Annotated in this window: 18 protein-coding genes; 11 read left to right on the top strand and 7 right to left on the bottom strand. The window is 73.8% G+C overall.

Going from position 1 to position 19,351, the window contains the following annotated elements; translation table 11 throughout:
- The first annotated feature begins 77 nt into the window (after positions 1 to 77).
- The 5 genes from ITJ44_RS04480 to ITJ44_RS04460 are packed head-to-tail and all read left to right on the top strand — an operon-like array spanning position 78 to position 6,016.
- Positions 78 to 1,619: an ABC transporter ATP-binding protein gene (locus ITJ44_RS04480; protein WP_194633533.1), complete on the top strand. Its 1,542-nt coding sequence runs from the start codon at positions 78 to 80 to the stop codon at positions 1,617 to 1,619.
- A complete protein-coding gene (locus tag ITJ44_RS04475) occupies positions 1,616 to 2,992 on the top strand; it encodes an ABC transporter permease (protein ID WP_194633532.1) in 1,377 nt (458 codons plus the stop codon). The genes ITJ44_RS04480 and ITJ44_RS04475 overlap by 4 nt, the downstream gene beginning before the upstream one ends.
- Complete coding sequence (locus ITJ44_RS04470) at positions 2,989 to 4,293, top strand: ABC transporter permease (RefSeq protein WP_194633531.1); 1,305 nt, start codon at positions 2,989 to 2,991, stop codon at positions 4,291 to 4,293. Before ITJ44_RS04475 ends, ITJ44_RS04470 begins: the two co-directional genes overlap by 4 nt.
- The gene (locus ITJ44_RS04465) at positions 4,290 to 4,721 is read left to right on the top strand and encodes a cytidine deaminase (RefSeq protein WP_086505663.1); all 432 of its coding nucleotides are present in this window, start codon (positions 4,290 to 4,292) and stop codon (positions 4,719 to 4,721) included. Before ITJ44_RS04470 ends, ITJ44_RS04465 begins: the two co-directional genes overlap by 4 nt.
- Positions 4,718 to 6,016 carry a thymidine phosphorylase gene (locus ITJ44_RS04460; RefSeq protein WP_194633530.1) on the top strand — a complete coding sequence of 433 codons (1,299 nt, stop codon included), beginning with the start codon at positions 4,718 to 4,720 and terminating at the stop codon, positions 6,014 to 6,016. Before ITJ44_RS04465 ends, ITJ44_RS04460 begins: the two co-directional genes overlap by 4 nt.
- 79 nt (positions 6,017 to 6,095) lie before the next feature.
- Here the strand turns inward: ITJ44_RS04460 and ITJ44_RS04455 are convergent, their stop codons facing one another.
- Positions 6,096 to 7,031 carry a nucleoside hydrolase gene (locus ITJ44_RS04455; RefSeq protein ID WP_194633529.1) on the bottom strand — a complete coding sequence of 312 codons (936 nt, stop codon included), beginning with the start codon at positions 7,029 to 7,031 and terminating at the stop codon, positions 6,096 to 6,098.
- A 103-nt stretch (positions 7,032 to 7,134) separates the two neighbouring features.
- Between ITJ44_RS04455 and ITJ44_RS04450 the strand changes: the two genes are divergently transcribed.
- From ITJ44_RS04450 to ITJ44_RS04440, 3 genes are all read left to right on the top strand, one after another.
- Positions 7,135 to 8,253, top strand: coding sequence for an adenosine deaminase (locus ITJ44_RS04450; RefSeq protein WP_194633528.1), 1,119 nt, complete (start codon positions 7,135 to 7,137; stop codon positions 8,251 to 8,253).
- Positions 8,254 to 8,320: 67 nt separating this feature from the next.
- Positions 8,321 to 8,770 (top strand): PTS sugar transporter subunit IIA, encoded by a 450-nt coding sequence (locus ITJ44_RS04445; RefSeq protein ID WP_194633527.1) that lies wholly within the window; start codon positions 8,321 to 8,323, stop codon positions 8,768 to 8,770.
- Positions 8,767 to 9,039, top strand: a complete 273-nt coding sequence (locus ITJ44_RS04440) for a PTS sugar transporter subunit IIB (protein ID WP_194633526.1) — start codon at positions 8,767 to 8,769, stop codon at positions 9,037 to 9,039. Before ITJ44_RS04445 ends, ITJ44_RS04440 begins: the two co-directional genes overlap by 4 nt.
- Here ITJ44_RS04440 and ITJ44_RS04435 read toward each other — a convergent pair.
- From ITJ44_RS04435 to ITJ44_RS04420, 4 genes are all read right to left on the bottom strand, one after another.
- Positions 8,988 to 10,025, bottom strand: a complete 1,038-nt coding sequence (locus tag ITJ44_RS04435) for a hypothetical protein (protein WP_194633525.1) — start codon at positions 10,023 to 10,025, stop codon at positions 8,988 to 8,990. The two genes, ITJ44_RS04440 and ITJ44_RS04435, sit on opposite strands and share 52 nt — an antisense overlap.
- Positions 10,022 to 10,666, bottom strand: a complete 645-nt coding sequence (locus ITJ44_RS04430; protein ID WP_194633524.1) for a MerR family transcriptional regulator — start codon at positions 10,664 to 10,666, stop codon at positions 10,022 to 10,024. Before ITJ44_RS04430 ends, ITJ44_RS04435 begins: the two co-directional genes overlap by 4 nt.
- Before the next feature lie 88 nt (positions 10,667 to 10,754).
- Positions 10,755 to 12,458 carry a phospho-sugar mutase gene (locus ITJ44_RS04425; RefSeq protein ID WP_194633523.1) on the bottom strand — a complete coding sequence of 568 codons (1,704 nt, stop codon included), beginning with the start codon at positions 12,456 to 12,458 and terminating at the stop codon, positions 10,755 to 10,757.
- Positions 12,455 to 13,282 carry a purine-nucleoside phosphorylase gene (locus ITJ44_RS04420; RefSeq protein WP_194633522.1) on the bottom strand — a complete coding sequence of 276 codons (828 nt, stop codon included), beginning with the start codon at positions 13,280 to 13,282 and terminating at the stop codon, positions 12,455 to 12,457. The genes ITJ44_RS04425 and ITJ44_RS04420 overlap by 4 nt, the downstream gene beginning before the upstream one ends.
- 90 nt (positions 13,283 to 13,372) lie before the next feature.
- On the opposite strand from ITJ44_RS04420, the gene ITJ44_RS04415 reads away from it, so the two are divergent.
- A complete protein-coding gene (locus tag ITJ44_RS04415) occupies positions 13,373 to 14,812 on the top strand; it encodes an NAD(P)H-quinone dehydrogenase (RefSeq protein ID WP_194633521.1) in 1,440 nt (479 codons plus the stop codon).
- A 76-nt stretch (positions 14,813 to 14,888) separates the two neighbouring features.
- Here the strand turns inward: ITJ44_RS04415 and ITJ44_RS04410 are convergent, their stop codons facing one another.
- Entirely contained in the window at positions 14,889 to 16,658 is a 1,770-nt protein-coding gene (locus ITJ44_RS04410) for a biotin carboxylase N-terminal domain-containing protein (protein WP_194633520.1), read from the bottom strand.
- Positions 16,659 to 16,780: 122 nt separating this feature from the next.
- On the opposite strand from ITJ44_RS04410, the gene ITJ44_RS04405 reads away from it, so the two are divergent.
- Positions 16,781 to 17,308, top strand: a complete 528-nt coding sequence (locus ITJ44_RS04405; protein WP_194633519.1) for a hypothetical protein — start codon at positions 16,781 to 16,783, stop codon at positions 17,306 to 17,308.
- A gap of 19 nt (positions 17,309 to 17,327) precedes the next feature.
- Here the strand turns inward: ITJ44_RS04405 and ITJ44_RS04400 are convergent, their stop codons facing one another.
- Entirely contained in the window at positions 17,328 to 17,999 is a 672-nt protein-coding gene (locus ITJ44_RS04400) for a Maf family protein (protein WP_194633518.1), read from the bottom strand.
- Between the two features lie 92 nt (positions 18,000 to 18,091).
- Between ITJ44_RS04400 and ITJ44_RS04395 the strand changes: the two genes are divergently transcribed.
- A complete protein-coding gene (locus ITJ44_RS04395) occupies positions 18,092 to 19,339 on the top strand; it encodes a class I SAM-dependent RNA methyltransferase (protein ID WP_194633517.1) in 1,248 nt (415 codons plus the stop codon).
- The last annotated feature ends 12 nt before the right edge of the window (positions 19,340 to 19,351 follow it).

Here is a 19,351-nt window from a genome sequence, read left to right as displayed (position 1 = left end):
GAACGCACCGCGGGGGGATCGGCAGGCGCCGGTCCCCCCGCCGCGTGTCCACCCGACCCACCGAACGGATTGATCCGATGAAGCTCGAACTCCGGGGCATCACCAAGCGCTTCGGCGCCCTGGTCGCCAACGACCACATCGACCTCGTGGTCCAGCCGGGGGAGATCCACTGCCTCCTCGGCGAGAACGGCGCAGGCAAGTCCACGCTGATGAACGTCCTCTACGGCCTGTACCAGGCGGAGGAGGGCGAGATCCTCCTCGACGACGAGGTGGCGCGGTTCGCCGGGCCAGGCGACGCGATGGCGGCCGGCATCGGCATGGTGCACCAGCACTTCATGCTCATCCCCGTCTTCACGGTCGCGGAGAACGTCATGCTCGGCCACGAGGAGACGAAGCTCGGCGGCCGGCTCGACCTCGCCGGCGCCCGCGCGAAGGTGCGCGAGATCTCCGCCCGGTTCGGCTTCGACGTCGACCCGGACGCGCTCGTCGCCGACCTGCCCGTCGGCGTGCAGCAGCGCGTCGAGATCATCAAGGCCCTGTCGCGCGACGCCCGGGTGCTCGTGTTCGACGAGCCGACGGCCGTCCTCACGCCGCAGGAGACCGACGAGCTCATGGTCATCATGAAGCAGCTGCGGGACGCCGGCACGGGCATCGTCTTCATCACCCACAAGCTGCGCGAGGTCCGCGAGGTCGCGGACCGCATCACGGTGATCCGGCTCGGCAGGGTGGTCGGCGAGGCCGAGCCCACGGCGAGCAACGCGGAGCTCGCGTCCCTCATGGTCGGTCGTAGCGTGTCGCTCACCGTGCAGAAGGAGCCCGCGACGCCCGGCGACGCCGCGCTCGTGGTGCGCGACCTCACGGTGATCGACGCGGCCGGCCAGGTCGTCGTCGACGGCGTGAGCTTCGAGGTGCACGCGGGGGAGATCCTCGCCATCGCGGGCGTGCAGGGCAACGGCCAGACCGAGCTCACCGAGGCGATCCTCGGGCTGCAGCCGCGCGTGTCCGGCACCATCGACCTCGACGGGACGCGGCTCACGGGCCGCTCCGTCCGCCGCGTGCTCGACGCGGGCGTGGGCTTCGTCCCCGAGGACCGCAACGAGGACGGTCTCGTCCCCGAGTTCACCATCGCCGAGAACCTCATGCTCGACCGCTCCGACAGCCCGCCGTTCGTCGTCGCCGGATCCCTGAAGCTCGGCTACCTCGACGAGTTCGCGCGCGACCGCGTGCGCGAGTTCGACATCCGCACGCAGGGCATCGACACGCACGTCGGCCGGCTCTCCGGCGGCAACGCGCAGAAGGTCGTGCTCGCGCGCGAGCTCAGCCGGGACCTCCGCCTGTTCGTCGCCGCGCAGCCCACGCGCGGCCTCGACGTCGGATCCATCGAGTTCGTGCACACGCGCGTCGTCGAGACGCGCGACCGCGGGCTCCCCGTCATCGTCGTCTCCACGGAGCTCGACGAGGTCGCGGCGCTCGCCGACCGCATCGCCGTGATGTACCGCGGCGGCATCGTCGGCATCGTCCCGGGCGACACCCCGCGCGACGTGCTCGGCCTCATGATGGCCGGCGAGGTCCCCGCATCCGTCTCCACCCCCACGACCGCCGGAGGGCGCACCGCATGACCGACGACACCACTCGTCCCGAGGGCCAGGGCCCCGACGACCCGTCCGCGGGGCAGCTGCCCGCCTCCGGTCGCGAGGCCGGATCCGTGGGCGACCCCACGCGCGCCGAGGCGCCCGCGGGCGTGCCGGCCGTGGCGCCCGCCGCGTCCGGCGAGACCGAGGGCTCGCGCGCCGGCCAGGTCCTCCGCGAGATCGCGTCGGGCAGCGCGCTGCTGTCCGTGCTCGCGGTCGTGCTGTCGCTCATCGTCGGCGCGCTGCTCATCGCCGTCACCGACGAGGCGACCCAGAAGGCGGCCGGGTACTTCTTCCAACGGCCCACGGACACCCTGCGGGCCGCGTGGGATGCCGCGTCCGGCGCCTACTCCGCGCTCTTCCAGGGCTCGATCTACAACTTCCGCCGCCCGGGCTTCGCGAACGGCATCAAGCCGCTCACCGAGACGCTCACATTCGCCACCCCGCTGATCGCGGCCGGCCTCGGCGTCGCCCTCGCGTTCCGCGTGGGCCTGTTCAACATCGGCGCCCGCGGCCAGATGCTCATCGCCGCCGCGTGCGCGGGCTGGGTCGGCTTCAGCTTCGACCTGCCGCCCGCGATCCACCTGGTGCTCGCGGTCGGCGCCGGGATCCTCGGCGGGGCGCTCTGGGGCGGGATCGTCGGCCTCCTCAAGGCGCGCACCGGCGCCCACGAGGTCATCGTCACGATCATGCTCAACTACGTCGCGTTCTACCTCCTCTCCTACCTGCTCCGCACGCCGGGCCTCCTGCAGGCGCCCGGGTCGAACAACCCGAAGACCCCGGCGATGAAGGACAGCGCGATCTTCCCGGCGCTGCTCGGCGACGGGTACTCGCTGCACGCGGGCTTCCTCGTGGTCGTCGTCGCGACGGTGATCGTCTGGTACCTGCTGAACCGCTCGGGCCTCGGCTTCCGCTTCCGCGCGGTGGGCGAGAACCCGAGCGCGGCGCGGGTCGCCGGCATCGACGTCAAGAACTCGTACCTCTACGCCATGCTCATCTCCGGCGGGCTCGCGGGCCTCGCGGGGGCGAGCCAGGTGCTCGGCACGGTCACCACGGGCTTCAGCTCCGGGATCGACGCGGGCATCGGCTTCGACGCCATCACGGTGGCGCTGCTCGGCCGCAGCCGACCGTGGGGCGTCTTCGTCGCGGGGATCCTGTTCGGCGCCTTCAAGGCCGGCGGCTTCTCGATGCAGGCCGCCGAGGGCGTGCCCATCGACATCGTCGTGGTCGTCCAGTCGCTCATCGTCCTGTTCATCGCGGCACCGCCGCTCGTGCGCGCGGTCTTCCGCCTGCCCGCGCCGGGCCAGGCGCGTCGCACCACCCGCACCACCCGCACCCGGAAGGCGGCGCTCAGCTCATGACCGCGACCACGCCCACCGCCGCGCCGTCGCCGGCGCCGCACGACCCCGCGGCCGTCGCCCTCGAGCGCGCCGCCGCGACGAGCTGGAAGGCCCCCGTCGCGTTCGGGATCTTCACCGTCATCTCGCTCGTCCTGTTCGTGCTGTTCCGCCGGGAGGGATCGAGCACGTTCGGCCTCTCCACCGGCACGGACCTGATCCAGCTCGCGCCGGTCGTGCTGCCGACGGCCGCCACCTGCGTCGTCGTCACCGTGCTGCTGGCCGCGCTCACCGTCGTCTCCGGCCTGCTGGTGCGCCGGTCGGCGAAGGTCCCGCTGTGGGTCACCGCCGTGTTCGCGATCCTGTTCCTCGTCGCCTTCCTCACCTGGGCGTCCGCGGGCCAGACGATCCCCGTGCCCGGCCTCCTGGTGGGCACGGTCGCCCTGTCGGTGCCGCTCATCTTCGGCGCGCTCGGCGGCGTGCTCTCGGAGCGCGTCGGCGTCGTCAACGTCGCGATCGAGGGCCAGCTGCTCGCGGGCGCGTTCGTGTCCGCCGTGGTGGCCTCGATCACGGGACAGCCGCTCATCGGCCTCGCGTCCGCGATGGTCGCCGGCATGCTCGTGTCGTTCGTGCTCGCAGCGTTCGCCATCAAGTACCTGGTCGACCAGGTCATCGTCGGCGTCGTCCTCAACGTGCTCGTCACCGGCCTCACGAGCTTCCTGTTCTCGCAGGTGCTGTCCGCCGACCCGGGCACGCTGAACTCGCCGCCGCGCTTCGACCGCATCGACATCCCGATCCTCGGCCAGATCCCGATCATCGGGCCCGTGCTCTTCCGGCAGACGATCATCGTCTACCTCATGTACGTGGCCGTGTTCCTCGTCTGGTACTGCCTGTTCCACACGCGCTGGGGCCTCCGCCTCCGTGCGGTGGGCGAGCACCCGCAGGCCGCCGACACCGTGGGCATCAAGGTCTCCGCGACCCGCTTCTGGAACGTCTCGCTCGCCGGCGCGATCGCGGGCCTCGGCGGCGCGTTCTTCACGCTCGGCTCGGTCGGCGCCTTCAACAAGGAGATGACCGCGGGCGCGGGGTTCATCGCGCTGGCCGCCGTGATCTTCGGCCGGTGGGATCCGCTGCGCGCCACCCTCGCCGCGCTCCTCTTCGGCTTCGCGAGCAACCTGCAGAACGTCCTCGGCGTCATCGGCTCGCCCGTGCCGAGCGAGTTCATGCTGATGCTCCCGTACGTCGTCACCATCGCCGCGGTCGCGGGCCTCGTGGGGCAGGTGCGCGGCCCCGCCGCGGCCGGCAAGCCCTACGTGAAGTCGTGAGCGCCGTGGAGCCCGGCGGGTCGGGCGGCATCGACTGGGGATCCCTCCGCGAGGCGGCGCACGAGGCCATGGGCCGCGCGTACGTCCCGTACTCGCGCTTCCCCGTGGGCGTGGCGGCCATCGCCACCGACGGCCGCGTCATCACCGGCTGCAACGTGGAGAACGCCAGCTACGGCCTCACCCTCTGCGCCGAGTGCGCGCTCGTGTCGGTCCTGCACCTCACGGGCGGCGGCCAGCTCGTGGCCTTCACGTGCGTGGACGGCGACGGCAACATCCTCATGCCGTGCGGGCGCTGCCGGCAGCTGCTGTTCGAGCACGCGGTGCCGGGCATGCTGCTGGAGACCGTGTCGGGGATCCGGACCATCGACGAGGTCCTCCCCGACGCCTTCGGGCCGAGCACGTTGGACGCCTACGGGGACCGCTCGTGAGCGCCCCCTTCGACGTCGTCGACCTCATCCGGACCAAGCGCGACGGCGGCCGGCTCTCGACCGCCGAGATCGACTGGCTCGTGGCGGCCTACACCGACCGCTACGTGGCGGACGAGCAGATGGCCGCGCTCGCGATGGCGATCCTCCTGCGCGGCATGGACCGCACCGAGATCCGCGACCTCACGCTCGCGATGATCGCGAGCGGCGAGACGCTCGACTTCTCGGGCCTCGGCAAGCCCACGGTGGACAAGCACTCCACGGGCGGCGTGGGCGACAAGATCACCCTCCCGCTGATGCCGCTGGTCGCGTCCTACGGCGTCGCCGTCCCGCAGCTCTCGGGCCGCGGGCTCGGCCACACGGGCGGCACGCTCGACAAGCTCGAGTCGATCCCCGGCTGGCGCGCCGACCTCTCCACGGAGGAGATGGTGCAGCAGATGAAGGACCACGGCGGCGTGATCTGCGCGGCCGGCAGCGGCCTCGCCCCCGCCGACAAGCGCCTCTACGCGCTCCGCGACACCACGGGCACGGTCGAGGCGATCCCGCTCATCGCCTCGAGCATCATGAGCAAGAAGATCGCGGAGGGCACGGGCGCGCTCGTGCTCGACGTGAAGTTCGGATCCGGCGCGTTCATGACCGACATCGACCGGTCGCGCGAGCTCGCGCGCACCATGGTCGAGCTCGGCACCGACGCGGGGGTGCGCACCACCGCGCTCCTCACCGACATGGACGTGCCGCTCGGCCTCGCCATCGGCAACGCCAACGAGGTGCGCGAGTCCGTCGAGGTGCTCGCGGGCGGCGGTCCGGCGGACGTCGTCGAGCTCACGCTGGCGCTCGCGCGGGAGATGCTCGCGGCGGTCGGCATCCCGGACGCCGACGTCGACGTCGCCCTCCGCGACGGCCGGGCCATGGACTCGTGGCGCGCCACCGTGCGCGCGCAGGGCGGGGACCCGGACGCTGCGATGCCCGTCGCGCGCGAGACGCACGTCGTGACCGCCGAGCGCGACGGCGTGCTCGTGCAGCAGGACGCCCTCCCGTTCGGCATCGCCGCCTGGCGCCTCGGCGCCGGCCGCGCGCGCCAGGGCGACGCCGTGCAGCACGCCGCGGGCGTCGACCTGCACGCGAAGCCCGGCGACCGCGTCCGCCGCGGCGACCCGCTGTTCACCCTCTCCACCGACGAGCCGGAGCGCTTCGCCCGGGCGCTGGAGTCGCTCGAGGGCGCGTACCGCGTCGGGGACCCGGAGGAGCACGTCGCGCGCGGCCCGCTCGTCCGGGAGCGCATCACCGCCGAGGGCTGATCGGCCGTCCGGCCGGCGTCGCGGGACGCCGGCCGGGCCGGTCGGGACGAGGCCGTGCCGCGCCGCGCCGCGCCTCGCCTCAGCCGATGCGCTCGAGCGCGTCGACCACCACGTCCCAGAACCCGGCGTGGTCGAGGTCGACGGCGACCTGCGTCGTGCAGTCGGCGGGTGCCGGGCGGCGGAGATCCGCGACCGTCATGCCGGTCGTGTGCGTGCCCGTCAGCTCCACCGAGATCGGCGCGCGCCGCACCGAGACGAGGCGCGGGTCGATCACGCGCGCCACGGCGCACGGGTCGTGCACGGGCGGGCTCGGGAAGTCCTGCCGGTCGTGGTACGCCCGGCCGTACGACTCCATCGAGTCGACGACGAACCGCGCAGCCGGCGTCCCGAGGGCCGCGATGCGCGCCATGACCTCGGGGGTCGCGGTCGCCTGGTACGTCAGGTCGAGGCCCACCATGGTCACCGGCCACGCCTCGCCGAACACGATGTGCGCGGCCTCGGGGTCGACCGCGACGTTGAACTCCGCGACGGCCGTGCGGTTGCCGTGGTGGTATCCGCCGCCCATGAGCACGACCTCCTTCACGCGCTCCACGATGCGCGGCTCCCGGCGCACGGCCAGCGCGATGTTCGTGAGCGCCCCGAGCGGCACCAGCGTGATCTCGCCCGGCGCGTCTGCCATGACCGTGTCGATGATGAGGTCCACCGCGTGCCGGGGATCCAGCGCGACGGTCGGCTCCGGCAGCTCGGGCCCGTCGAGGCCGGTCTCGCCGTGGATCTCCGGGGCGGTCATCACGGGCCGCACGAGCGGGCGCGCGCAGCCCGCGGCGACGGGCACGCCCTGGATCCCGGCGACGGTCGCGACCGCGAGCGCGTTCCGCGTCACCTTGTCGAGCGTCTGGTTGCCGGCGACGGTGGTGATGCCGACGAGCTCCACCTCGGGGCTGCCGTGCGCGAGCATGAGGGCGAGGGCGTCGTCGTGCCCGGGGTCGCAGTCGATCAGGATCTTGGTGGGCATGGGTCCTCCGGCTCGGGTCGCGGCCCTCCGACGCATCGCGCACCGATCGTTCGTGTGCCGACTACCTCGGCGTGGGCCGCGTCGAGGCTAGTAGATTCGTCCCATGACGATCGCTCCCGAGGACTCCACGCTGCCCGGCGGAGGGTCGTTCCGCGACCTCCCCAAGGTCTCCCTGCACGACCACCTCGATGGCGGCCTCCGTCCCGGGACGATCGTCGAGATCGCCGACGAGATCGGCCTCGAGCTCCCCGCCCAGGGCGCGGAGGCGCTCGGCGAGTGGTTCCGCACCAGTGCCGACTCGGGCTCGCTCGTCGAGTACCTGAAGACGTTCGACGTCACCATCGCCGTCATGCAGACCGAGGAGCACCTCGCCCGGGTCGCCCGCGAGTTCGTCGAGGACCTCGCCGAGGACGGCGTCGTCTACGGCGAGGTCCGCTGGGCGCCCGAGCAGCACCTCACGCGCGGGCTGTCGCTCGACGCGGCCGTCGAGGCCGTGCAGTCCGGCATCGAGGAGGCCGTGCGCGGCGTCGAGGAGGCGGGCGGATCCATCCGCGTCGGCCAGCTCGTCAGCGCCATGCGCCACCTCGACCGGGGCACCGAGATCGCGGAGCTCGCCATCCGCCACCGCGACCGCGGCGTCGTGGGCTTCGACATCGCCGGGCCCGAGGCCGGCTTCCCGCCGTCCCGGATGCAGGGCGCGTTCGACCTGCTCGCGCGCGAGTGGATGCCCCGCACCGTGCACGCGGGCGAGGCCGACGGCCTCGACTCGATCCGCGGCGCGCTCCTCGACGGCCGCGCCCTCCGGCTCGGCCACGGCGTGCGCATCGCCGAGGACATCGAGATCGACAGCGAGGAGGGCGAGGACGTCTTCGTCACCCTCGGCACGCTCGCGCAGTGGATCAAGGACCGCGGGATCCCGCTCGAGCTCAGCCCCTCGTCGAACCTGCAGACCGGCGCCATCGAGGCGTGGGGCGACGCGATGGTCGACCACCCCTTCGACCTGCTCTACCAGCTCGGCTTCGCCGTCACGGTCAACACCGACAACCGCCTGATGAGCGGCACCAGCATCAGCCGGGAGCTCGCGCTCCTCACTGATGCGTTCGCCTACGACCTCGACGACCACGAGGCCTTCCAGCTGAACGCGGCCGCCGCGGCGTTCCTGCCGCTCGAGGAGCGCGAGGCGCTCGCCGACATGATCTCCGACGGGTTCGCCCGCCTCTAGCGCGGGGCCGCACGGCCTCCCCTCCCGCTCGACCCGCCAGCCCGCCCCGACAGAGAGGCCGCACCCCGTGCTCCCACCGCTCCCGGACGACGCCGTCACCCTCGGCGCCGAGGCCGCCGACTGGCGCGCCGCCGTGCGCCTCGCGGGCGACGCGCTCGTCCGCTCGGGCGCGGCCACGCCGGAGTACGGGGACGCCATGATCCGCGTGGTCGAGGAGTTCGGCGCCTACGTCGTCATCGCCCCGGGGCTCGCGCTCGCGCACGCGCGGCCGGGCCCGGAGACGCTCGCGGACGGCCTCGCCGTCGTCACGCTGACGGAGCCGGTCGCGTTCGGGCACGCGCACAACGACCCCGTGGACGTCATCGTCGGCCTCGCGGTCACGACGGTGGACCGGCACGTCTCCTCGGTCGCCGACATGGCCAACATCTTCAACGACGCCACCGCCATCCCGCGGCTGCGCGCCGCCACCACCGTCGACGAGGTCCGGCGCATCATGGCCGGCGAGGAGAGCGCATGAAGGTCGTCGCGATCTGCGGCGTGGGGATCGGCACGTCCGGCATCCTCAAGGTCAACGCCGAGCGGGCGCTCGCGCGCCTCGGCATCGAGGCGGACGTCACGGCGGCCGACCTCGCGAGCGTCGCCTCGCTCGGCGCGGACGCGCAGGTGATCCTCACGTCGCCCGAGCTCGTCGACCGCATCGGGCCCACGTACGCCGACGTCGTCGTGATCGAGAACTACTTCGACCTCGAGGAGATCTCGGCCAAGCTCGACGCCGCGCTGGGCTGACCCTCCCGCGCGTCCCCTCCGCGTGCCGCGGCCCCGTCGGGGTGATCCGCGTCCGCACGGCCGACCGCGGGGCGCGGCCCGCCGCGCAGCACCACCGCGACGGCCCCGACGAGGGCCGCGATGGCCACCGCGACCGTCGCCGTCGCGATCGCGGGGGAGGGCGCGGTGATCGGCTCCCCGCCCAGTGCCTGCACCGTGACGATCGCGATGACGCACAGGTAGGCCGTCGCCGCGATCGCCGTCAGGCGCACGCGCACCCGGTCGGGCGCGAGCGCGGGGATCCGCCGCGCGGCCGCGCCCAGGAGGAGGGCGACGATCGGCAGCAGCTGCAGCGCGTGCATGCCGACGAAGTGCGGGATCCGCAGGTCGCCCGCCGTCGTGCTCCAGCCGAGGACGGGCAGCCCGGGGCCGCCGTCGGCCCCGCCGACCGTGTGCGCGCCCGCGATGCCGTGGAAGTCGGCGAGCTGGGCGGCGGTCGGCGACGTCATGAGGTAGGCGAGCCCGATGCCGACGAGCGCGATGAGGGCCCCCGCGCGGATCCCGAGCGTGAGCGCCGGGTCGGGCAGCCGCAGCCGCAGGACGGCGAGGCTGGTGCCGAACGCGCAGAGGTAGAGCACGCTGACCGATGCCGCCATGACGGCCCACAGCGTCGTCGCCAGCGGCGTGGCGACGTTGAAGTGGCTGGTGGTGCCCGCCGCCGCGGCGCCCACGATCACGGCCTGCTCGACGACGAGCGCGACGGCCACGACCGTGCCGAGCAGGTGCGCGGCGCGCCGGAAGCGGGGGAGGTGCGCGATGAGCCAGGCCCAGGAGACGGCGTACACGAGGATCGACAGCGAGAACTTGGCGGGCTTGTCCCAGACGGGCGCGCCCGTCACGATGCGGTGGTCGACCAGCCCGCCGACGAGGCAGGCCGCGGCGACCACGGCCATGAGCGCGGCCACGGTCATGAGCGGGCGGTGCCAGGCGAACGCGCGGCGGATCACGACGCGCCGCCCGTCGTCGCCGCTGCGGGCATGGAGGCCGTCGCCTGCGCGACGCGGCGGAGGCCGGCCGCGAGCTGGTCGCCCAGCACCGTGCCGACCACCATCAGCTCCGCCTTCGTCGTGCGGTCCGGGCGGCCCTGCACGGCGGCGAGGTCGGCGGCGGCCTGGATCGCCGCGGCCTCCGCGTAGCGCGCGAGGTAGTCGTCGCCCACGGGGTGGCCCGAGCGCGCGAACGCGTCGACGGCGCGCGCCGCCTGCGCGCGCCCGCTGTGCCCCTCGAGCACGCACCAGCCGGCGTCCGTCGATGCCGCGTCGACGCGGGCGAGCGCGTCGGCGGGCGGCGGATCCGCGTTCGGCGCCCCCGGGGTCAGCGCGCGCTGCGCCACGGCGAAGACGCGTCGCACCTGCCTGGCCTCGACGTCGTCGTCGAGCACCGCGAGGACCTCGCGGGCACGCGCGACGGGGAGCTGGCCGACGTCGATGAGGGCGCGGATCAGCCGGACGCGGCGCGCGTGCTCCTCGTCGTAGTCGGTGCGGTTGTCGCTCACGCGGGTGCCCGAGGGGAGGAGGCCCTCGCGCACGTAGTACTTCACGGTGGCGGGAGCCACGCCCGTGGCCGCGGCCAGCTCGGTGATGCGCATGACGCGAGGCTAGCGCACTGATAGCGCAACTACCAGTGAACGTCCGGTGACGGACGCGGCCCCGATGCGGGCCCGCGGATCGCGCCGGCTAGACCTCGAGCAGCAGCGGCACGGCCTGCGCGAGGTCGGCGACGATGGCGCGCGCGGCGTCGCGTCGCTCGGCCACCGTGCCCTCCGTGCTCTGCGCGTCGAGGTAGACCTTGATCTTCGGCTCCGTGCCGCTCGGCCGCACGATGAGCCGGGCGCCGTCGCCCAGGTGGAACCGGAGCACATCGCTCGGCGGGAGGTCGGCCGTCCCCTCGGCGAGGTCGTCCATGCGCTCGACCCGCCGGGAGCCGATCGAGGCCGGCGGCGACTGCCGGAGCTTCGCCATGATGCGCGGGATGACCGCGAGGTCGGTGACGCGCACCGAGATCTGGTCGCTCGCGAAGGAGCCGAAGCGCTCGGCGAACTCGCGGTCGTAGTCGTCGATGGTCTGCCCGCGCGACTTCAGCAGCATCACGCCGTGGAGCACGGCGACGGCGGCCGAGATGCCGTCCTTGTCGCTCGTGATCCAGGGCGCGACCAGGTAGCCGAGCGCCTCCTCGTAGCCGTAGATCAGGTCGGGGACCCGGCTGATCCACTTGAAGCCCGTGAGCGTCTCGCGGTAGCCGAAGCCCAGCTCCCGCGCGACGACCTCGAGCGCGGGGGAGGAGACGAGGGACGAGGCGAACGTGCCCGTGTTGCCGTCGGCGGCGTAGCGCTCGGCGATCCCGAGGCCGAGCAGCATGCCGACCTCGTTGCCCGACAGACGCCGCCACGCGCCGTGCTCGTCCGCGATGGCGACCGCGAGGCGGTCGGCGTCCGGGTCGTTGGCGATGATGAGCTCCGCGTCGGCCCGCACGGCCGCCTCGAACGCGAGGTCGAGCGCGCCCGGCTCCTCGGGGTTCGGGAAGTCGACCGTGGGGAAGTCGGGGTCGGGATCCGCCTGCGCGGCGACGACGACGGGCGCGTCGACGCCCACCGCCTCGAAGACGCGCGCCGCGGTCTCCCACCCGACGCCGTGCAGCGGCGTGTAGACCCAGGTCAGGGGCGCGAGCGGGGCCGCGAACAGGTCGGCCGTCTCCCTCACGTAGGAGTCGATCAGCGTCTCGGGCGCGATCGCGTAGTCGTCCGCCGTCGGCAGCTGCTGCACGGTGCGGTCGCCCGCCGCCTTGTGGATGAAGGCCGCGATGTCGCGGTCGGCCGGGCTGACGATCTGCGCGCCGTGGTCCTCGTCGCCGAGGTAGACCTTGTAGCCGTTGTCGCGCGCCGGGTTGTGCGACGCCGTGACCATGACGCCCGCGCTCACGGCGAGGTGCTTGACCGCGTACGCGAGCACGGGGGTGGGCAGAGCCCGGGGCAGCAGCACGGTGCGGACGCCGGCGCCCGCCATGATGCGCGCGGTGTCCTCCGCGAAGACCTTCGAGTTGTGGCGCCCGTCGTACCCGATGACGATGCTCGGGCGGGGGCTGCGGCTGCGCAGGTAGTCGGCGAAGCCGGCGGCGGCCTGCGCGACGAGCACGCGGTTCATCCGGTTGGGGCCCGCGCCCAGCTCCCCGCGGAGCCCGGCGGTGCCGAACTGGAGGCGCGTCTGGAAGCGGTCGCGGATCCCGGAGGCCGCCTGCTCCCGGTCGGCCGCCGAGGCGCCCGGGGCGGTGCCGTCGACGAGGGCGAGCAGCTCGTCGACCTCGGCGCGCGTGATCGGATCCGGGTCCTGCGCCTGCCAGGCGCGGGCGGCCGCCGCGAGCGCCGCGGTCTCCTCCCGGCTCACAGGGCGCCCACGATGCGCGCGAGCATGCCGCCGATGCGGCCCTCGGCGGCGCGGCCGGCCTCGATGACCTCCTCGTGGCTGAGCGGGGTCTTCTGGATCCCGGCGGCGAGGTTCGTGATGAGCGACATGCCGAGCACCTCCATGCCGGCCTCGCGCGCCGCGATGGCCTCGAGCGCGGTGGACATGCCGACGATGTGGCCGCCGATCGCCTTGGCCATCTGCACCTCGGCGGGCGTCTCGTAGTGCGGTCCGCGGAACTGGCAGTAGACGCCCTCGTCGAGGTCGGGCTCGACCTCGTGCGCGATCGCCCGGAGACGGGCCGAGTAGAGGTCCGTGAGGTCGATGAACGTCGCGCCCTCGAGCGGCGAGTCGGCGGTGAGGTTGATGTGGTCGCTGATGAGGACGGGCGTGCCCGGCGTCCAGTGCTCCTTGATGCCGCCGGCGCCGTTGGTGAGGATCATCGTGGTGGCGCCGGTCGCGGCGGCGGTGCGCACGCTGTGCACGACCCGGCGGACGCCGTGCCCCTCGTAGTAGTGGGTGCGGGCGCCGATGACGAGGGCGCGGCGGCCGGACGGCAGCAGCACGCTCCGGAGCGAGCCGACGTGCCCCTCGAGCGCGGGCTTCGAGAAGCCGACGACCTCGGTGGCCGGGATGGTCGCGGTGGTCTCGCCGATGAGGTCCGCCGCGCGTCCCCATCCGCTGCCGAGCGTGAGGGCGATGTCGTGGCGCTCGACGCCCGTGGCCTCGGCGATCTGCCGGGCCGCCTGCCGCGCGATCTCCTGGGGGTCCGCGTCGGGCGACTCGAGGGGGTTGCTGTAGGTCATCCCCCGATCCTAAATGCGCGGGCGCGGGCGGCCCCTGCCGCCACGACCGGCGGGTTCGCGCGGGCCGCGGGCCTACGGGATGATGTGCGCATGGGATACGAGTTCGAGGCCAACCAGCGGATCGCGATCCTCGGCGGGGGCCCCGGCGGCTACGAGGCCGCCATCGCCGGAGCGCAGCTCGGCGCGGAGGTGACGCTGGTGGAGCGCGTGGGCGTCGGCGGCTCGGCCGTCATGACCGACGTCGTCCCCTCGAAGACCCTCATCGCCACCGCGGAGGCCACGAACGCGCTCGGCGAGGCCGCCGACCTGGGCGTGCAGTTCTTCTCCCGCGGCGAGCAGAACCGCCGGCCCGTGCGCCCCGAGGTCGCCGTCAACCTGCAGGCCGTCAACGACCGCCTGCTGCGGCTCGCCCGCCAGCAGTCCGAGGACATGAAGTCGAGCCTCATCCGCGCGGGCGTCCGCATCGTGCAGGGCGAGGGGCGGCTCGACGGGCCGAACCGCATCATCGTCTCCACCGGGCGCGGGGGCGGCGGCACCGACTTCGACGAGATCGACGCCGACACCACGGTCGTCTCCACGGGTGCGAGCCCGCGCATCCTCGACACCGCCCGGCCCGACGGCGAGCGGATCCTCACCTGGACGCAGCTCTACACGATGGACTCGGTGCCCGAGCACCTCATCGTGGTGGGATCCGGCGTCACGGGCGCCGAGTTCGCCTCCGCCTACACGGCGCTCGGCGCGAAGGTCACGCTCATCTCGTCCCGCGACCAGGTGCTCCCGGGCGAGGACGCCGACGCCGCCCGCGTCATCGAGGACGTCTTCACCCGCAACGGCATGACGGTGCTCTCGAAGTCCCGCGCCGAGTCGGTCGTCCGGAAGGGCGACGGCGTGGTCGCGACGCTCAGCGACGGCCGCGTCGTCGAGGGCAGCCACTGCCTCATGGCGGTCGGATCCGTGCCGAACACCGCGGGGATCGGCCTCGAGGAGGCGGGGGTGCAGATGAGCGACAGTGGCCACATCCGCGTCAACCGCGTCGCCCGCACGTCGGTGCCGAGCGTGTACGCGGCAGGCGACTGCACCACGTTCCTCCCGCTCGCCTCGGTCGCGTCCATGCAGGGCCGGACCGCGGTCTACCACGCGATGGGCGATGCGGTGAGCCCCACCGAGCTCCGCAACGTGACCTCGAACATCTTCACCCAGCCGGAGATCGCCACGGTCGGCTGGTCCCAGAAGCAGATCGAGGAGGGGCTCGCGCAGGGCGACATCTACAAGCTGCCGCTCGCGTCGAACCCCCGCGCGAAGATGCAGAACGTGAAGGACGGCTTCGTGAAGCTGTTCGCGCGCACCGGCTCCGGCACGGTCATCGGCGGCGTCATCGTCGCCCCGAAGGCGAGCGAGCTGATCTTCCCGCTCGCGCTCGCGGTCGAGCACCGGCTCACGGTCGACGACGTCGCCCGCGCCTTCACGGTCTACCCGTCGCTGTCGGGCAGCATCTCCGACGCGGCGCGCGCGATGCACATCGTCCTCTGACCCCCGGCCGCACTGGCCCGCACGCGACGACGGCCGGCCCCCATGGGGACCGGCCGTCGTCGCGTGCTGCGCGGGATCAGACGATGTCGAGCAGGCGGTGCCCGGACGGGACGGTCTGACCGACCTCGGCGGAGATCCCGGTGACCGTGCCCGACGTGTGCGCCGTGAGGGGCTGCTCCATCTTCATCGCCTCGAGCACGATGAGCAGGTCGCCCTTGACGACCTGCTGGCCCTCCTCGACCGCGAGCTTGACGACGGTGGCCTGCATGGGCGAGGTGACGGATCCGCCGCCCGAGGTGTCGACGGACCCGGACTTCGTGCGCCGGGCCGGAGCCGCGGCCGCGCGACGCGACGAGGACGCGCCCGCGGCGGGCGCGAGGTCCTCGGGGAGGCTCACCTCGATGCGCTTGCCGCCGACCTCGACCACGACCGTGTGCCGGGCGGGAGCCTCTGCGGCGTCCTCCAGCGCCCCCGACCACGGCTCGATGGTGTTGTCGAACTCGGTCTCGATCCAGCGGGTGTAGACGGAGAAGGGCGCGCCGTCCGCCGGCGCGAAGGCCGCGTCGCGCACGATCGCGCGGTGGAAGGGGAGCACGGTCGGCAGGCCATGCACCTCGAACTCATCGAGCGCGCGACGCGAGCGCTCGAGGGCGTCCTCGCGGCTGGACCCGGTGACGATGAGCTTCGCGAGCAGCGAGTCGAACGCGCCGGAGACCACGTCCCCCGCGCGGACGCCGGAGTCGACGCGGACGCCGGGGCCGCCGGGCGCCTGGAACACGTGCACGGGGCCGGGGGCGGGGAAGAAGCCGCGGCCCGGGTCCTCGCCGTTGACGCGGAACTCGAACGAGTGCCCGCGCGGCGCCGGGTCGTCGTAGTCGATGAGGCCGCCCGCGGCGATGCGGAACTGCTCGCGCACGAGGTCGATGCCCGTGACCTCCTCGGAGACCGGGTGCTCGACCTGGAGGCGCGTGTTGACCTCGAGGAAGGAGATGGTGCCGTCCTGCGCGACGAGGAACTCGCACGTGCCGGCGCCGACGTAGCCGACCTCGCGGAGGATCGCCTTCGACGCGGAGTAGAGCTGGGCGTTCTGCTCGTCGGTGAGGAACGGCGCGGGCGCCTCCTCCACGAGCTTCTGGTGCCGGCGCTGGAGCGAGCAGTCGCGGGTGGAGATCACGACCACGGTGCCGGCCGAGTCGGCGAGGCACTGGGTCTCGACGTGGCGCGGGCGGTCGAGGTACTTCTCGACGAAGCACTCGCCGCGGCCGAACGCCGCGACGGCCTCGCGCGTGGCGGACTCGAAGAGCTCCGGCACCTCCTCGCGCGTGCGGGCGACCTTGAGGCCGCGGCCGCCGCCGCCGAACGCGGCCTTGATGGCGACGGGCAGTCCGTGCACGTCGACGAAGTCGAGCACCTCGTCGGCGCCGGACACCGGGTTCAGCGTGCCGGGGGCCAGCGGCGCGCCCACGCGCTCGGCGACGTGGCGGGCCGTGGTCTTGTCGCCGAGCTGCTGGATGGCGCTCGGGGAGGGGCCGATCCAGACGAGCCCGGCGTCGATGACCTGCTGGGCGAAGTCGGCGTTCTCGGCGAGGAACCCGTAGCCCGGGTGCACGGCGTCGGCGCCGGAGCGGCGGGCGATGGAGAGGAGCTTGGCGATGACGAGGTAGGTGTCCGCGCTCGTCTGGCCATCGAGGGCGTACGCCTCGTCGGCGAGCGTGACGTGGAGGGCGTCGCGGTCCTGGTCGGCGTAGACGGCGACCGACCCGATCCCCGCATCCCTCGCCGCACGGATGATGCGGACGGCGATCTCGCCCCGGTTGGCGATGAGGACCTTGTTCACACGCGTCATGAGACCCCAGCCTAGGGTGCGGGCTGCGCCCGGCTTCGGAGGGTCCGCACAAACATGCGGGGCCCACGGGTACGCGCGCCCACAACCGGCGCGTCCCCGCACGCCCCTGGCATGATCGAGGCATGACGGCACCCGGCACCGGAGACGACGACGCGCGCGCCGCGGCGGCCGACCTCCGGGAGCTCCTGGCGGCCACGGTCGCCGAGCTGCGGGCCCGCCGCGCGCCCGACGAGGCGCTCGCCGAGGTGCGCGCCAAGCGCTCGTTCGGTCCCATCAGGCGGCAGCCCGCCATGGTGCCGGTCGGCCGTGCCTGGCGACTCGGCGTGCTGCTCCTCTCGGCCGACGGATCCCTCCGCCGCACCGGCAGCATCACGCGCGCCGTGGAGCCCACGCGCTCCCAGGGCCTCGACTCCGGCGTCGAGGCGCGCAAGGAGGCGAGGCGCCAGGCCGTCCGCGCGTTCGCGGAAGGCGACGCGGTCGACTACGACTGGGAGCCGATCGCGCTCGACGCGGCCTCGCTCGCCGCGGGATCCGGGCCGCTGTCCCTGCGCGGCCGCGAGCTCCGCGTGCAGTGGGGGCCGGCCGCGCACGAGACCCGGCCGCTCGCGGCCTACCTCGCGGACCGCATCGAGGTGCTCGGGATGGGCTGAGGCCCGTCGGCGCCTGCCGTCAGACGAGCCGGGCCTCCACGGCGCCCTGGCGGTTCCAGAGGTCCGTCCACCCGGTGCCGAGCTCCCGGACGAGCGAGCGGAGCGTGGGGAGCGACAGGCCGACGACGGTGCTCGGGTCGCCCTCGATCCGCTCGATGAAGGCCGCGCCCAGGCTGTCGATGGTGAACGACCCGGCGACCAGGAGCGGCTCGCCCGTCGCGACGTAGGCGTCGATCTCGGCGTCGGTGATGTCGGCCCGGAAGCGCACGTCCGCGACGGCGGCGCGCCCGATCCCGCGCACGATGCGGCCGTCCTCGACCTCGATCAGCCAGTGCCCGGAGTGCAGCCGCCCCTGTCGGCCGCGCTGGGCCCGCCAGCGCTCCGTGGCGCGCTCGACGGTGTGCGGCTTGCCGTGCACGACGCCGTCGATCTCGAAGGCCGAGTCCCCGCCGAGCACGAGGCCCGTGAGCGGGACGCCGGCGACGAGCTGCCCGACGACCGCCTCGGCCTTGGCGCGCGCGAGCAGCTGCACCATGTCCTCGGGGCCGAGCGGACCCCGGCTCGCCTCGGCGGCCGCGACCGCGGCGGGTTCGTCGACGTCGGAGGGCAGCACGATGGGCTCGATGCCGGCGGAGCGCAGCAGGGCCAGTCGGGCGGGGGACGTGGAGGCGAGGTGGAGGCGCGTGGTCACGCCGACATGGTGGCACGCGTCCCGGGGCGTCCGCGCCTCCCGGCGACGTGCGCGCGTCCCGGGGTGCCCCCGGCGTGTGCCAGGGTTGCCGCATGGGTGAGCAGGTGGGCCGCGAGGTCGAGGTGGACGTGACCAACATGGCGCACGGAGGGGTCTCCGTGGCGCGGCACGACGGCCGGGTGATCTTCGTCTCGGACGCGATCCCCGGCGAGCGGGTGCGCGCGCGCATCACCGAGGACTCCAAGAAGTCCTTCTGGCGGGCCGACACGGTCGAGGTGCTCGACGCGTCGCCGCACCGCCGTCCGCACGTCTGGGCCGAGGCCTCCGTGGACCGCGCCCCCGAGGACCGCGTCGGCGGCGCCGAGCTCGGCCACATCCACCTCGCCCATCAGCGCGAGCTCAAGCGGCAGGTCGTGGTCGACTCGCTCTCCCGCATGGCGCACGTCGACACCGACGTCGAGGTGCAGGCGCTCCCCGGCGACGACGAGTCCGACGGGCTCGGCTGGCGCACGCGCGTGAGCCTGCACGTCGGCGACGACGGCGAGGTCGGCCCGTACGCGTCGCGCTCGCACCGCGTGATCCCCGTCGCGTCGCTGCCCCTGGCAACGGCCGGCGTCAACGGCGCCGCGCCCTTCGGCCAGCGCTTCCCCGGCGTCGAGGGGATCGACCTCGTCGCCCCCGCCGACGGGCACGTGCGCATGCTGCTCATCGACGGCAAGCCGCAGCGCCGGGACACCATCACCGAGCGCGTCCGCGACCGCGAGTTCAAGCTGGAGGCCGGCGGCTTCTGGCAGGTCCACCGCCGGGCGGCGGAGACGCTCTACGACGCCGTGCAGTCCTCGATCGACGAGGCCCTCTTCGACCCGCGCGCCGCGAACCTCGACCTCTACGGCGGGGTCGGACTCCTGGCCGCGGCCGTGGGCGACCGCTTCGGCGACACGACGCGGATCACGAGCGTGGAGAGCGACGAGGTCGCCACCGAGTTCGCCGGCGACAACCTGGCGGAGTGGGTGGGCGCCGCGTCGCTCACGTCGCGCGTCGACCGCTACCTGCAGAAGCTGGCGCGGGAGGCGAGCCCCGCCGAGCGCCGTCGCCTCGCGGGCGCGACCGTGGTGCTCGACCCGCCGCGTGCGGGCGCGAAGAAGCCCGTCGTCGACGCGCTCGCGGAGCTGCACCCGGCGCAGGTCGTCTACGTGGCGTGCGATCCCGTCGCGCTCGCCCGCGACGTGGCGCTCTTCGCCGAGCACGGCTACGAGCTCCGCTCGGTGCGGTCGTTCGACCTCTTCCCGCACACCCACCACGTCGAGAGCGTGGCCGTGCTGGTGCCCGCCGCCTCCTGACCGGGACATCCG

Origin of the sequence: Clavibacter sp. VKM Ac-2873 (assembly GCF_015351075.1) — a bacterium.
In the GTDB taxonomy this organism is placed as follows: Bacteria; Actinomycetota; Actinomycetes; order Actinomycetales; family Microbacteriaceae; genus Clavibacter.
This window is presented reverse-complemented; position numbering and strand designations above follow the sequence as displayed.